Consider the following 14,142-nt stretch of genomic DNA (forward strand, 5'->3'; position numbering starts at 1 on the left):
TTATAAGTTGTATATAAAATTTATTAGAAAATAATACTTTTTTTAAAAAAATCTTGTACTAAAAATATACTTATAGTACAAGATTGTCAATTTTTTTATATTTGTATATTCATTATTTCATGATACGTAGAAATTAGTGTATCTTCGATTTTTTCTAAATTTCTTAAAGAAATATGAGATTTTTGACAAGTATCTATTATATTTTTTATACAATTTTTGTTTTTTTGATTAATACTAAAATTATTCATTTCATTTGTAATGAAAGTAAATGTATTCATTTCATTTTTTAACGATTTTTTTATATATTCAGAAAATTTATTACAATTTATTTTTTCATTTTGAATGAATTGATTTTTTAAATAATTATTCTTTATATTAAAAATATAATGATATTTATTTATATACATATATTCCTTTAAAAATAAAAATTTTTGTATTAATATAATAATTATAACATGGATACATTAAAAAATATAAATTTTAAAATTGATATTTCAATTTATTTTAAATATTTTATTATAATAATTGTTTATACACAATTAATTCTATAATATATTTTGACTTAGGTTATTTAAAAATCATGAAAAATAATTCTATAGATCATGAAAATTCAAAGATTAAACAATTATATAAAAATATTTTTTTTTATTTTACAAAAAATAGAAAAATATTTATTTTATTTATATTTTTGAGTGTAATTATTTTTTCTTTTTCTTTTTTTTTAGTAAAAAGATCGAACTATATTATTGTATATAAGAATTTATCTGAAAGGTATAATGTTCAAAAAGTTTTTAAACAATTAAAGAGTTTAAAGATTCCATATAAATATTCATTTCAGTATGATTTTTTGTCTATTCCTTCAGATAAAATAGATGTATTTTATGCTCATCTGAATGATATGCATTTAAATAATGAAAATCTTCCAGGATTTGAGTTATTAGATCAAGAAAAATTTGGTTCTAGTTCTTTTCTTGAAGAAATAAATTATCAGCGAGCGTTAGAAGGAGAACTTTCTCGTACTATAGAAAAGTTTCATGCTGTTCAAAGTGCGCGTGTTCATCTTGTTTGTGTAAAAAATACACCCTTTCTTGACAAAGATAGTTTTTCTTCTGCAGCTGTTTTTATTACAATTGACAAAAGTATTCAATCAAATATTCATTTATATTATTCAATAATTTGTTTATTATCAAATAGTATTTTCAATTTAAAAAAAGAAAATATTACTATTGTGAATCAGTATTGTGATGTTTATAATGGAGATGATAAGATTTTTCAAAATAATCCAAAATTTCAACATATAGATTTTCATCAATGTAATAAAAGTCACTTGATAGAAAAAAAAAAATGTGATTTAGATATTCTAAATGCATGTAATAAAATGCCTACAGAGTGTTATTTTTTTATTGAAGAAAAATTAAGATCAGTTTATAATATAAAGGGTTTAAACAAAAAAGAATTTTTTAATTTAAAAAAAAATAATGTAAATTTTTTTAAAAATAATAATTTTAATATACAGTTACTACAAGGTTCTAATAAAAAAAATGTTATACATACTCGTTCTTTGCGCTGTCAAATATATGATGTCTTAAAAGAAAAAATTAAAAGTACACAATTTTTACATATTACTGGTGTCAGAAATAATAGTATAAAGTATCAAGAAAAAGATAATTTTTTAGATTTAAAAAGTTTTTTAAATATTAATACTATTATGAAAAAAAGTATAAATTTTGCTAGATTTATAAGAGAATCTTTTAATATTCTACATTGTAGATTTTTTAATACTAATGGGTTTATTTTTAAGAATATTCCTGTAGAGAAAGATAAATATTTAAAAAAAAAAATACTTTTATTTCCTTGGTTTTTAATGTTTTTTTTTGCTGTTTTATTTATGACTTCTTTTGTTTCTTTTAAGAAATTTATGCAAAAAATAAAGAATAATAAAAAAGTAGAAGTTATACATGATTTTACACAATATTATCAAAATAAAAATATGAAAGAAAAATAAAAATCTAATTTTCTTTAAAAAATTTATATAAATAAATGATTTTTAATTTTATTACTTTCAAGTTAATTTATAGATATTAAATAAAATAAAAAAGGATATTATTTTATTTTTTGAAAGAAATGTTTTTTTTATGAATTTCTATAAAATTATATAAAATATAATAGGATAATTAAAATTCTGAAATTTTTAAAGATTACAAAATAATTGATTTCATTATGTAAAGAAATCAATTATTTGATAGCATTTAAATGCTAGATAAATATATTAAGAATAAAAAAAAAAATAAGAAAATAAATATTTTTAATTTTTAAAATTAAATATTTTATTCAATATAAAAATAAAAGTTTTTTATAACTTTTAAAATAAAATAATTTAAAAATTATATCTTGTTTAATATAATTTATCTGTATTTTAAAAAAATAAATTTTTGAGAATAATATAATGATATTTCGTAGTTTTTTATTTTTATTTTTATGCTTTTTTCCTTCTCAAGCTTATGCAAATAATCTAGATGTAATAAATAATTTCTGGAAAGATAATGCATTTTTATTTGAAAATACTGTTTCTATAAAAACTTTTATCATTGTTTTTTTATTAACATGTTTTCCATTTTTTCTGTTAGCAATGACATGTTTTACGAGAATTATAATAGTTTTTGGAATATTAAGAAACGCAATGGGAACTCCATATCTTCCTTCTAATCATATTTTAATTAGTTTATCTTTATTTTTAACTTTTTTTATTATGGAACCTGTTTTTAAAAAAATTTATTCTAAAGCTTATGTTCCTTATGTACAAAAAAAAATTACTTTTGATGTTGCATGTCAGAGAAGTTGGTGTCCATTAAGAGTTTTTATGTTAAAACAAATGCATAAAAAAGATTTATTATTTTTTTCAAAACTTGCGCATATAAATTCAATTAAAGATATTAAAGATGTTCCAGTCCGTGTTTTGATACCTTCTTTTATTATGAATGAAATAAAAACAGCATTTAAAATTGGAGTAACTATTTTTATTCCTTTTTTAATTATTGACTTATTAGTTTCGAGTGTTCTTATGTCTTTAGGAATGATGATGGTTCCTCCTTCGACAATTTCTTTGCCTTTAAAATTAATTATTTTTGTTATGTCGAATGGTTGGCAATTACTGATGGAATCATTAGTATATAGTTTTCGTACATAAAAAATTAAACGAAAAAAAAAATATTTTTTTGATAGGATTTTAAAGATAAAGGTATTTTCACATAAAATGTTTATGAAGAATGTTTTTTTGGATGCAATAAAAATTTTATTTTTACTATCATGCCCTTTATTGTTTTCTGTTTTTTTTGTTGCAGTAATTATAAGTACTCTCCAAGCAGCTACGCAAATTAATGAACAAACTTTATCTTTTATACCAAAAATTATTACTGTTTTTATTATTTTATTTTTTTTTGGTCCATGGATGATCGATGTATTAATTCAATATATAAATAGTTTGTTTAAAAGTATAATATATATTATTGCTGAATAAATATATGAATAAATTTATATGCAAAATTCGTACAATTTAATTGTATTAATAAATATAATTTTTTTTCTTTCTATAAGAGTTTTTTTTATTTTTTATAGTATTCCTTTTTTTAATAAATATTTAAATTTATATATTAAAGTTTATTTATCTGTTTTATTAAGTTTTGTTACCGTTTTTTATATTCCATCGTGTAGTTTGTTATTTCCACATCGATCTGGATTAATTGTTTTTTTTGTACAAATTTTTGTAGGTACTTTTTTTGGATTATGTGTAAATTTAATTTTTTCTATTACTCACATTGCAGGAGAAATTTCTGGTTTACAAACTGGTTTATCTTTTTTTAATTTTTTTGATAATACAAATCGTACTAATTTTCCAGTTTTATCGCGTTTTTTCAATATTTTATTTATTTTTATTTTTTTATCATTGAATGGGCATTTTTGGATTATCATGATGCTTGTAAAAAGTTTTTATATATTTCCTTTTGATTGTGAATTTGTTTATTCTCGTATTATACTTTCAGGATTTCAATTATTTGAAGTAGTTTTTTTTAGCGGTATACAAATGATATTTCCTTTTATTTTGATTTTATTATGCATAAATTTAATTATATACTATTTGAATAAAATTTTTCCTCAGGTATTAATATATTCTGTTCTTTTTCCTATAACTTCAATTGTAGTGATTTTATTATTATATCTTTCAATATATTATTTTATTCCTTTCTTAAAAATTTATTGTGATAAAATGTTTGTATTAACTTTTGATTTTATTTAAAAGAGTTTCTTTTGATTGAGAAAGTAATATAGTATAAAAATACTACAGCATTTTTATACTATTTGAATAAAATTTTTTTGAATTTTTCAATATTTCTTGAAAATTATTTTTTTATGATTATGTGAACAAAAATATTTTATTTTATTTTATATTCTTTATATATAGTTCTTTTTTTTGCAATCGGATCATATTTTTTTAGTTCTAATTTTTTTGTTGTATTTCTTTTATTTTTTGTTGTTGTATAATAATGTCCAGTATTTAAAGAGGATATTAATTTTATTTTTTCTCGTATTTTTTTAGCCATTTGAATTCCTTTTGTATTATTTCAATTGTTTTATTTTGTTTTCTTGTAGTACTTTTTCAATACTTTTTTTATTAATTATTCTAATAGCTCTTGTAGATAATTTTAATTTAATAAATTTTTTTTTTTTAGCAATCCAGAATTTATGAGTTTTTAAATTAATGTTAAATTTTCTTCTAGTAGTATTTAAAGAATGTGATTTTTTATTTCCAAAAAGACTTTTTTTTCCAGTAATTTGACATATTTTTGGCATGGTTTATTCCTTGAAAAAAATTTACATAAAATAAATTTTTTTATATAAAATTTTTTACAGCTTTGATATAGATAGAAATAATAAAATATTATTAATTTATTTTTTTTTTAAATTTTAATATAGAAATTTTTATATATTGATTTTTCAATCAATAATATATTAATTATTTTCTGTAATATTTATCGTGTGTTTTGTGAATATCTCTTTACGGATAATAAAATTTCTTTTTTTGCATGTTTTGCATTTTCCCATTTTATAATTTTTGTCCATTTTTCTTTTTCTAGTTTTTTATAACATTCAAAAAAATGTTCTATTTTTTTTAATAAATTTTTTGATAGATCTTTTACTTCTTTAATTTTTTTGTTTTTTTTGCAAACATTATTAGTAGGAACACATATTATTTTATGATCGAATCCAGATTCGTCTTGCATATTCAGCATACCTATCGGTCTGCATTCAATGACAGAATATGGTAGTAAAGGGTAAGAAGTAATTACCAAAGCATCTAAAGGATCTTCGTCAAGAGAGAGTGTTTTATTAATAAATCCATAATTACATGGATAAAACATGGCTGTAGGAATAATTCTATCAACAAAAAGCATATTATTTTTTTTATTTATTTCATATTTTATTGGATAAGAATTAGCTTGTATTTCAATGATTACATATATTTTTTCTGGAATTTTCTTTCCAGATGGTATTTTATTTATATTCATATTATATACTTGTAATTTTTATAAAAATAAAGATTAATTTTTTTTACATTATATGTTTTACATATCATAATAGCAATTTTAGAACTTTTATTTTTTTTTATTTTTTTTTTTTTTTTTTTTTTTTTTTGAATTGTTCATATTGAAGATTTTAATATTTTTGAAAATTTTTATAAAAAAATATGTTACAGGATAAATAAATTATTAATCAAAAATGAAAGGGTAATAAATGTATGAATTAAAAGATATTTTAAAAGATGAACAAACTTTAAAAAAAATTATTTTTCAAGCTCTTTTTGAACTTCAAGGGAAAGTGGATGATTCTCATATATGTATTCAAAAAACTTATAATAATATTATAACAGTAAGAAATGGATTAACAGAATATATAGAGTTTAGTGATGACATTTTTTTTTCTATTACTGTATACTTAAATCATAGGAAAGGAACTGTTACATCAACTGATATTAGTATAAAATCTTTAAAAAGAACTATAAATTCTGCTATTGAAATTGCTAAATTGACTTCACCTGATTATAATTCAGGTCTTCCAAAATTTAATTTATTTTCTTATGAAGCATTAGATCTTGATTTATTTCATCTTTCTATTTTAGATCTAAAAGATGGAGTAAAATTAGCTCGTTTAACTGAAAAATATGCTTTGAACTTTGATAAAAGAATTATTAATACAGAAGGTAGTTGTTTTTCTTCTAGTATAAAAATTACTGCTTTTGGAAATACGAAAGGAATTGTTCAAACATATAAATCTAGTGAATATTCTTTATCTGTTTGTACTATTTCTCAAGAGAGACATTCGAAAAAAAAAGAAAGAGATTATTATTATTCTATTTCAAGAAAGTTCAATGATTTAAAATCTCCGAAATATATAGGGAATAAATGTTCAGAAAGAGCTTTAATGCGTTTAAATTCACATAAAATATCTACTCAAAAATTATCTGTTATTTTTATTTCGGATATATCTTCAGAAATATTTGATTGTTTAGCACAAGCTATTCAAGGAGATAAAGTATATAAAAAATCTACTTTTTTATTAAATAGTTTACAGAAAGTTATCTTTCCAGTTTGGTTAAATATATTTGAAAATCCTCATATAAAGAGAGGTCTTTATTCTGCTCCTTTTGATAATGAAGGAACTTTGACAAAACCACGTTTTATTGTAAAAAATGGAGTTTTACAGACATGGTTGTTAAATTCTTATTCTGCAAGAAAATTAAATTTACAGAATACAGGGCATGCAGGCGGTATTTATAATTGGATTTTTTTACAAAAAAATAATATTGCACTAGAATTTTTGTTACAAAAAATGAATTTTGGATTAGTTATAACAGATTTTATGGGAGATGGATTTAATTTAGTAAACGGAGATTTTTCAAGAGGCGCGTCAGGATATTTGATAGAAAATGGAACTTTTAAACATGCTATTAGTGAAATCACTGTTTCTGGAAATTTAAAAGAAATATATAAAAATATTGTTTGTATGAGTAATGATTATGATAGAAGAAAAAGTATACAATCAGGATCAATTTTAATATCTGAAATAAATATTTCAGGAATGTAGAATAAATTTTGTAATAAAGTTTTTATTTCAGTGGATAATGATTATATAAAATTTATTTCTTTTGAAGTTGACCGATAAGCCGGGTTCTGTTTTAGACAATCATTTATCTTGACTAAATATCACTATTTAGTTCTAGCAGCCTACCCAGGTTTAAGTACGGACAAATACTGTATTTACCTATATTTGGCCTTGCTCAAAGAGGAGTTTACCGAAGCTATAAACTGTTACCAATTTATACGGTGCGCTTTTACCGCACCTTTTCACCCTTTCCGTTTATTAAATAATATTTAAAATAAACAAAAATATTTAATATTTTGGTGGTTATTTTCTGTGGCACTTTTCGTAGATTGACATCTCCCAGATGTTATCTGGCTCTTTTGTCCTATAGAGCCCGGACTTTCCTCTCTTTTTATTTTTTTAATATTCTAAAAAAGAGCGATTGTCTGGTCAACTTCATTTTAAATATTATAATAATTTTTTATTTTTGTCATTATTTTGTTTTTTTAACAGGTATTTATATAAAGAATTTTTTTTTATTTTATGTATTTTGGATGTTAATAATGCTGTTTTTTTTAAAGAAAAATATTTTTTTAAAATTTTTAATGTTTTTTTTATCTTTTCAGAAATTTTTTTTTTTTTATTGTATCCTGAAATTATTAAAACTATTTCTCCTTTACAAATTATTTTATTTTTCTTATATTTATTAAATATATAAGAAATTTTATTACAATAAATTGATTCCCAATATTTAGTTAATTCTCTTGCTATTGTTATTTTTCTATTTTCTCCAAATTCTTTTAATAATTCTTTTAAACTTTTTTTAATTCTACGCGCAGTTTCAAAGAAAATTATTGTTCTTTCTTCGAATTTTAAAGATTTTATTTTTTTTATACGTTCTTTTTTTTTAGATGGAATGAATCCTTCAAAACAAAATCGGTTTGATGGAATACCGGAAGCACTTAAAGCAGTAATAATTGAACACGCACCTGGTAAAGGAATAATTTTAATTTTTTTGAAATGACATTCTCGAATGAGTAAAAATCCTGGATCATTAATAGTAGGTGTTCCAGCTTCTGATACTAAGGCGATATTTTTTTTTTTTAAAAGATTAGAGATAATTTTTTTTATATTTTTAAATTCATTATGTTGATGTAAAGATATTATTGGTTTTTTGATATTAAAGTTATTTAATAATCTTAATGTTTTTTTATAATTTTCTGATGCTATATAATCAATTTTTTTTAATGTTTCTATTGCTCTATAAGTTATATCAGATATGTTTCCTATTGGTGTTGGTACAATAAAAAGATTTCCAAAATTTTTTATCATTTTTATTTAAGATATTTTATTTTTTATAAAATTATATCATATTTGTATAAATGTATTTTTTTGTTGTTTAAAAATATAAAAAATATTAGGAATTATATGAAAAGAGTTGTAGTTACTGGTTTGGGAGTATTATCTAATATAGGAAAAAACAAAAAAACTGTTTTAAAATCTTTAAAAAATGGACGATCAGGAATTATTTTTTCAGAAGAAATGCAAAAAATAGGAATGAAAAGTAATGTTTGGGGTAAAATAAATTTTAATTATCAAAAGATTCTACAAAAAAAAATATTTAAATATATGAATACGGAAACTATGTATGCATATTTTGCTATGAAAAATGCTTTAAAAGATTCTCGATTAAAAAAAAATGAATATCAAGAAAATGAAAAAGTTGGGATAATTGTCGGAACAGGTTTTTGTTCTGCAAGAAACAATTTTTTAGAATTTAAAAAAAATATTTTTTATAAAAAAAATATTTTTGATGAAAATTTTGATAATTTAGATATTTATTATTTATTTAAAGTTATGAATTCTAGTGTTTCTGCTTGTTTATCTACTTGTTTTAAAATTCATGGATTAAGTTATTCGATTAGTTCAGCTTGTGCAACATCAGCTAATTGTGTTGGTCATGCATATGAATTAATTAAATCTGGGCAACAAGATATAATTTTTGCCGGAGGATCAGAAGCATTGACATTAGATACTGCTTATTCTTTTGATCTGATTAATGCTCTTTCAAGTAAATATAATAATTTTCCAAAGAATGCTTCTCGTGTTTATGATATGAATCGTGATGGATTTGTTATATCTGAAGGGAGTGGAATAATTGTTTTAGAAGAATTAGATTCTGCTTTATTAAGAAAAGCGCATATTTATGGAGAAATTATATCATATAGTTCTAATTCTAATGGAAGTAGTATGTTTTTTCCTTCGGAAAAAGGAATAATTAGATGTATTAAAAATGCTATTGGTTCGAAATTTATGAAAATAGATTGTATTAATGTGCATGCAACTTCTACAAAAATCGGAGATATTATCGAATTAAATGCTATAAAAAAAGTTTTTAGAAATAAATATTTACCTTTAATTTCATCAACAAAATCTATGACAGGCCATTCTTTAGGAGCTTCTGGATCACATGAAATAATTTTTTTGTTATTAATGTTAGAAAATAATTTTATTGCTCCAAGCATTAATATAGAAAATTTAGATCCAAAAATTAAAGATATTAAAATTATAACTCAATATTACAAAATTTTTTTAAAAACAGTTATGTTAATTAGTTTAGGATTTGGAGGTGTTAATACTGTTTTGATTTTTAAAAAATTTAAAAATAAAAAATGATTTTTTTTAAAAAATATAATTATTAAAATAAGTTAATATATAATATTATAATGTTTTTTATTTTTTAATTAAAGGTGAATTTATTTTATGAATCAATTAGAGCAATTAAAAAATTATACAAAAGTTGTTGTAGATAGTGGCGACATTAATAATATAGAAAAATATAAACCACATGATGCAACAACAAATCCTTCTTTAATTTTAAAAGTCATAAAAATGCCAGAGTATCAATATTTATTAAAAGATGCGATAAATTATGCACATAAAAAGGGAGGAAATAAAACACAAAAGATCATTAATGCTACAGATAAAATTATTGTCAGTATTGGAATAGAAATTTTAAAGAAAATACCTGGATTTATATCTAGTGAAGTAGATTCAAGATTATCTTTTAATACTGAAGAAAGCATTTTAAAAGCTCATAAAATTATTGAGATGTATGAACAAGAATATGGAATTCCAAGATCGAAAATATTAATAAAGTTAGCATCAACATGGGAATGTATAAAAGCTGCACAGTTTTTAGAAAAAGATAATATTAAATGTAATTTAACTTTGTTATTTTCATTTGCTCAAGCTCGAGCTTGTGCAGAATCTAATGTTTTTTTAATATCTCCTTTTGTAGGAAGAATATATGATTGGTATAAATCTAAATATCCAGAAATTATATATAATTCTTCAAATGATCCAGGAGTAAAATCTGTTAAAAAAATTTATGAATATTATAAAAAATATTCTTATAATACAATTATTATGGGAGCAAGTTTTAGAAATGTTGATCAAATTTTAGAGTTATCAGGATGTGATCGTTTAACTATTTCTCCTGAATTATTAGGTTTTTTGCAATGCAATACTAAAAAAATTTTTTGTAAATTAAAAAAACCGAACAAGAAATATCAACATCCAAAACATCGACTATCTGAATCAGAATTTAGATGGTTACATAACCAAGATGCTATGGCTGTTGAAAAATTATCTGAAGGAATACGGCAATTTAGTCTTGATCAAGATATATTAGAAAAAATTGTATTAAAAAATTTTTAATTTTTTAAGAAAATAATTTATTTTTTTTTTTTTTTTTTTTTTAAATTTATTATTTGATAATAGGAGAAAAAATGTTTTTGAAAAAAAATTTATCTAATGCTATTCGTGCATTAAGTATGGATGCAGTACAATTAGCTAATTCTGGACATCCAGGAACACCAATGGGAATGGCAGATATTGCAGAAGTTTTATGGCGTTATTTTTTAAAACATAATCCTAAAAATCCATTTTGGGATAATAGAGATCGTTTTATTTTATCTAACGGTCATGCATCTATGCTTTTATATAGTTTATTACATTTAACAGGATATGATGTAAAAATTTCTGATTTAAAAAATTTTAGAAAATTACATTCGAAAACTCCAGGTCATCCTGAAATAGGATATACTCCAGGTATAGAAACTACGACAGGTCCTTTAGGACAAGGTATTGCAATATCTGTAGGAATGGCTATAGCAGAAAGAACTTTAGGTTTGTATTTTAATAAACCGAATTATAAAGTGGTTGATCATTATACTTGGGTATTTGCTGGTGATGGTTGCTTAATGGAAGGAATTTCGCATGAAGTTTGTTCTTTAGCTGGAACTTTAAAATTAGGGAAGTTAGTTCTTTTTTATGATAGAAATAATATTTCAATAGATGGAAAATTAGATGACTGGTTTTCTGAAGATGTTAAAAAAAGATTTGAATCATACAATTGGTATGTCATTGATAACATAGATGGGCATAATCAAGATTCTATTTTTGATGCAATTAATCAAGCTAAAAAAATAAAAAATAAACCAGTAATTATAATTTGTAACACAATAATTGGTTTTGGATCACCTAATAAATCTGGCACAGCTGATGCTCATGGAGCTCCTTTAGGCGAGGAAGAAGTTTTATTATCGAAAAAAAATTTAAATTGGAAATATAAAAAATTTGAAATACCAGATTATATTTATAAAGAATGGAATGCTGAAAAAAAAGGAAAAAAATTAGAGCAGTCTTGGAATATTATGTTCGAAAAATATAAAAAGAAATATCCAAAATTAGCCAATGAATATAAACGTCGTATGAAAAAATCTCTTCCGAAAAATTGGAAAGAAATTATTGATAATTTAGTTAAAAAATTGAAATTATGTAAAGAAGATATATCTACTAGACAAGCTTCAAAAAATATTATTGAATATTTTGGTCCTTATCTTTTAGAATTAATTGGTGGATCTGCTGATCTTGCTCCAAGTAATTTAACTAAATGGTCTGGTTCAAAATCAATTAATAAATATTTTTCTGGAAACTATATTCATTATGGTGTGCGAGAGTTTGGAATGACAGCTATCGCAAATGGAATTTCACAACATGGCGGCTTGATTCCTTATACAGCAACTTTTTTAATATTTTTAGAATATGCACGCAATGCAGTAAGAATGTCTGCTTTAATGAAAACACAACAAATTTTAATATATACACATGATTCAATTGGTTTAGGTGAAGACGGTCCAACTCATCAACCAATAGAGCAATTAATGAATTTAAGATCTACTCCAAATATGAGTGTTTGGAGACCATCTGATTATTTAGAAACTTTGTTTTCTTGGAAACATGCCATAGAAAGAAAAAATGGTCCAACAGCTTTAATTCTATCTAGACAAAATTTAAGTTTTATTGAAAGAGATAATATGCAAATTAAAAATATTAAAAAAGGAGGGTATATATTAATTGATAGTTCTAAAAAATTAGATATTATTTTAATATCTACTGGTTCAGAGTTACATTTAGCTGTTTTATCTGCGGAAAAATTGATAAAATTAGGATATTCTGTGCGTGTCGTATCTTTACCTTCAACAGATGTTTTTGATAATCAAGATTCAGATTATAAAGAATATGTTTTGCCTGAAAAAATAAAAAATAGAATTGTTATTGAAGCAAGTTTTTCAGATTATTGGCATAAATATATTGGTTTAGATGGTATGATTATTGGAATGAAAAATTTCGGAGAATCTGCTCCTGCGAATGATTTATTTAAAAAATTTGGATTTACTGTCTCTAATATTGTTAAAAAATCTATCTCTTTAATTAACAAAAAATAATTTTTAATTCAAAATAATATATAAAAAATTTTTATGTCAGGAAGTTATGCTTAATTCTATTATTAATTTAAGTAAAGAGTTAATTAAAATTCCTTCTATTAGTCCTCTTGATTTAGGTTGTCAAGAGATTTTAGCTCAAAAATTAAAAAAAATTGGTTTTATTATAGAAAATATTAAAATTAATCGAACCAGTAATTTATGGGCATATAAAGGACATGGAAAGACTTTGACTTTCGTTGGTCATACTGATGTTGTCCCAGCTGGAAATATTAAAAAATGGAAAATTCATCCATTTCAACCTATAGTAATTAATGATTATTTGTTTGGTCGAGGTTCTGCAGATATGAAAGGATCTATTTCTGCAATGATTTGTGCTACGGAAAATTTTCTTAAAAAATATAATTTTCATAAAGGAAGAATTTCTTTTTTATTGACTTCTGATGAAGAATCTCGTGCTTGTGATGGCACAAAAAAGATTGTTCAAATTTTAAAAAAAAGAAAAGAAAAAATAAATTATTGTTTAGTAGGTGAACCAACTAGTAATAAAATTTTAGGTGATTGTATAAAAAATGGGAGAAGAGGATCTCTAAGTGCTGTAATTACTATATATGGAATTCAAGGACATATTGCGTATCCTAATTTGGCAGAAAATCCTATTCATAAATCTATTGTTTTTATTAAAAAATTAATTAATTTAGAGTTAGATCGTGGAAATGATTATTTTAAACCTAGTTGTTTGCAAATTTTTTTTATTTCTTCTGGAAAGTTAAATATTACAAATATGATTCCTGATTCTATTAAAATTGGTTTAAATATTAGATATACTCCTGAAATCAAGAAAAAAAATATTGTTTTAAAAATTGAAGAAATGTTAAAAAAAAATAGTTTAAAAAATAAAATATCTTGGTTTTTTTCAGGTGATCCTTTTCTTACTAGTTCAGGAAAATTATTACAAGTTACAAAATCTTCTATTCAAAAGATTTTAAAAATCTCGCCTTATTTATCTACTTCTGGAGGCACTTCAGATGGTCGTTTTTTTCCTTTATTAAAATCAGAAATTATAGAATTAGGACCAGTAAATAAAACAATACATAAAATAAATGAATGTGTAAAAGTTCAAGATTTATATTTATTAAGTAAAATATATGAAAATATTTTAAAAAAACTATTTTTATAAATAATTTATTGAAATATATTTCAAAGAGAAATATAT

14 protein-coding genes and 1 other RNA gene are annotated in these 14,142 nt (G+C 22.0%); 9 read left to right on the plus strand and 6 right to left on the minus strand.

Annotated elements, in window-relative coordinates; all coding sequences use genetic code 11:
• Positions 1-95 precede the first annotated feature (95 nt).
• The gene (locus tag M3Y47_RS01980) at positions 96-407 is read right to left on the minus strand and encodes a flagellar hook-basal body complex protein FliE (RefSeq protein ID WP_252839404.1); all 312 of its coding nucleotides are present in this window, start codon (positions 405-407) and stop codon (positions 96-98) included.
• Positions 408-580: 173 nt separating this feature from the next.
• Here M3Y47_RS01980 and M3Y47_RS01985 point away from each other — a divergent pair, with 173 nt between their 5' ends.
• The 4 genes from M3Y47_RS01985 to M3Y47_RS02000 all read left to right on the plus strand — a co-directional run bounded on the left by M3Y47_RS01985 (position 581) and on the right by M3Y47_RS02000 (position 4,294).
• Positions 581-2,005, plus strand: coding sequence for a hypothetical protein (locus M3Y47_RS01985; protein WP_252839405.1), 1,425 nt, complete (start codon positions 581-583; stop codon positions 2,003-2,005).
• 441 nt (positions 2,006-2,446) lie between these two features.
• Positions 2,447-3,187 carry a flagellar type III secretion system pore protein FliP gene (fliP, locus tag M3Y47_RS01990; RefSeq protein ID WP_252839406.1) on the plus strand — a complete coding sequence of 247 codons (741 nt, stop codon included), beginning with the start codon at positions 2,447-2,449 and terminating at the stop codon, positions 3,185-3,187.
• Positions 3,188-3,253: 66 nt separating this feature from the next.
• Positions 3,254-3,517: a flagellar biosynthetic protein FliQ gene (locus M3Y47_RS01995; RefSeq protein ID WP_434475814.1), complete on the plus strand. Its 264-nt coding sequence runs from the start codon at positions 3,254-3,256 to the stop codon at positions 3,515-3,517.
• A gap of 18 nt (positions 3,518-3,535) precedes the next feature.
• Entirely contained in the window at positions 3,536-4,294 is a 759-nt protein-coding gene (locus M3Y47_RS02000; RefSeq protein WP_252839408.1) for a flagellar biosynthetic protein FliR, read from the plus strand.
• Positions 4,295-4,430: 136 nt separating this feature from the next.
• Here the strand turns inward: M3Y47_RS02000 and rpmG are convergent, their stop codons facing one another.
• The 3 genes from rpmG to ppa form a co-directional block, all read right to left on the minus strand.
• Positions 4,431-4,598: a 50S ribosomal protein L33 gene (gene rpmG / locus M3Y47_RS02005; protein ID WP_252839409.1), complete on the minus strand. Its 168-nt coding sequence runs from the start codon at positions 4,596-4,598 to the stop codon at positions 4,431-4,433.
• Between the two features lie 16 nt (positions 4,599-4,614).
• Positions 4,615-4,848 carry a 50S ribosomal protein L28 gene (gene rpmB, locus M3Y47_RS02010; protein ID WP_252839410.1) on the minus strand — a complete coding sequence of 78 codons (234 nt, stop codon included), beginning with the start codon at positions 4,846-4,848 and terminating at the stop codon, positions 4,615-4,617.
• Between the two features lie 179 nt (positions 4,849-5,027).
• Positions 5,028-5,564, minus strand: a complete 537-nt coding sequence (gene ppa, locus M3Y47_RS02015; RefSeq protein WP_252839411.1) for an inorganic diphosphatase — start codon at positions 5,562-5,564, stop codon at positions 5,028-5,030.
• Between the two features lie 226 nt (positions 5,565-5,790).
• On the opposite strand from ppa, the gene pmbA reads away from it, so the two are divergent.
• Positions 5,791-7,140, plus strand: a complete 1,350-nt coding sequence (gene pmbA / locus M3Y47_RS02020; RefSeq protein ID WP_252839412.1) for a metalloprotease PmbA — start codon at positions 5,791-5,793, stop codon at positions 7,138-7,140.
• A gap of 59 nt (positions 7,141-7,199) precedes the next feature.
• On the opposite strand, the gene rnpB is transcribed toward pmbA, so the two are convergent.
• Both rnpB and rsmI read right to left on the minus strand, forming a co-directional pair.
• An RNA gene (rnpB, locus tag M3Y47_RS02025) (RNase P RNA component class A) lies at positions 7,200-7,595 on the minus strand.
• A gap of 10 nt (positions 7,596-7,605) precedes the next feature.
• The gene (gene rsmI, locus M3Y47_RS02030; protein WP_252839413.1) at positions 7,606-8,469 is read right to left on the minus strand and encodes a 16S rRNA (cytidine(1402)-2'-O)-methyltransferase; all 864 of its coding nucleotides are present in this window, start codon (positions 8,467-8,469) and stop codon (positions 7,606-7,608) included.
• 96 nt (positions 8,470-8,565) lie between these two features.
• On the opposite strand from rsmI, the gene M3Y47_RS02035 reads away from it, so the two are divergent.
• From M3Y47_RS02035 to dapE, 4 genes are all read left to right on the plus strand, one after another.
• Positions 8,566-9,813, plus strand: coding sequence for a beta-ketoacyl synthase N-terminal-like domain-containing protein (locus M3Y47_RS02035; RefSeq protein WP_252839414.1), 1,248 nt, complete (start codon positions 8,566-8,568; stop codon positions 9,811-9,813).
• Positions 9,814-9,900: 87 nt separating this feature from the next.
• Positions 9,901-10,857 carry a transaldolase gene (tal, locus tag M3Y47_RS02040; RefSeq protein ID WP_252839415.1) on the plus strand — a complete coding sequence of 319 codons (957 nt, stop codon included), beginning with the start codon at positions 9,901-9,903 and terminating at the stop codon, positions 10,855-10,857.
• A 71-nt stretch (positions 10,858-10,928) separates the two neighbouring features.
• Positions 10,929-12,929 (plus strand): transketolase, encoded by a 2,001-nt coding sequence (gene tkt / locus M3Y47_RS02045; protein ID WP_252839416.1) that lies wholly within the window; start codon positions 10,929-10,931, stop codon positions 12,927-12,929.
• 46 nt (positions 12,930-12,975) lie between these two features.
• On the plus strand, positions 12,976-14,106 hold the full coding sequence (dapE, locus tag M3Y47_RS02050; protein ID WP_252839417.1) for a succinyl-diaminopimelate desuccinylase: 1,131 nt from the start codon (positions 12,976-12,978) through the stop codon (positions 14,104-14,106).
• Positions 14,107-14,142 lie beyond the last annotated feature (36 nt).

The sequence above is a fragment of the Buchnera aphidicola (Sipha maydis) genome (assembly GCF_024029855.1).
GTDB classification, from domain to species: Bacteria; Pseudomonadota; Gammaproteobacteria; order Enterobacterales; family Enterobacteriaceae; genus Buchnera_J; species Buchnera_J aphidicola_BI.

What these genes read in the sequence shown, in the direction of transcription:
- M3Y47_RS01980 (WP_252839404.1), bottom strand. Translation starts at nt 407, where the DNA reads ATGTATATAAATAAATATCATTATATTTTTAATATAAAGAATAATTAT.
- M3Y47_RS01985 (WP_252839405.1), top strand. Translation starts at nt 581, where the DNA reads ATGAAAAATAATTCTATAGATCATGAAAATTCAAAGATTAAACAATTA.
- fliP (WP_252839406.1), top strand. Translation starts at nt 2,447, where the DNA reads ATGATATTTCGTAGTTTTTTATTTTTATTTTTATGCTTTTTTCCTTCT.
- M3Y47_RS01995 (WP_434475814.1), top strand. Translation starts at nt 3,254, where the DNA reads ATGTTTATGAAGAATGTTTTTTTGGATGCAATAAAAATTTTATTTTTA.
- M3Y47_RS02000 (WP_252839408.1), top strand. Translation starts at nt 3,536, where the DNA reads ATGCAAAATTCGTACAATTTAATTGTATTAATAAATATAATTTTTTTT.
- rpmG (WP_252839409.1), bottom strand. Translation starts at nt 4,598, where the DNA reads ATGGCTAAAAAAATACGAGAAAAAATAAAATTAATATCCTCTTTAAAT.
- rpmB (WP_252839410.1), bottom strand. Translation starts at nt 4,848, where the DNA reads ATGCCAAAAATATGTCAAATTACTGGAAAAAAAAGTCTTTTTGGAAAT.
- ppa (WP_252839411.1), bottom strand. Translation starts at nt 5,564, where the DNA reads ATGAATATAAATAAAATACCATCTGGAAAGAAAATTCCAGAAAAAATA.
- pmbA (WP_252839412.1), top strand. Translation starts at nt 5,791, where the DNA reads ATGTATGAATTAAAAGATATTTTAAAAGATGAACAAACTTTAAAAAAA.
- rsmI (WP_252839413.1), bottom strand. Translation starts at nt 8,469, where the DNA reads ATGATAAAAAATTTTGGAAATCTTTTTATTGTACCAACACCAATAGGA.
- M3Y47_RS02035 (WP_252839414.1), top strand. Translation starts at nt 8,566, where the DNA reads ATGAAAAGAGTTGTAGTTACTGGTTTGGGAGTATTATCTAATATAGGA.
- tal (WP_252839415.1), top strand. Translation starts at nt 9,901, where the DNA reads ATGAATCAATTAGAGCAATTAAAAAATTATACAAAAGTTGTTGTAGAT.
- tkt (WP_252839416.1), top strand. Translation starts at nt 10,929, where the DNA reads ATGTTTTTGAAAAAAAATTTATCTAATGCTATTCGTGCATTAAGTATG.
- dapE (WP_252839417.1), top strand. Translation starts at nt 12,976, where the DNA reads ATGCTTAATTCTATTATTAATTTAAGTAAAGAGTTAATTAAAATTCCT.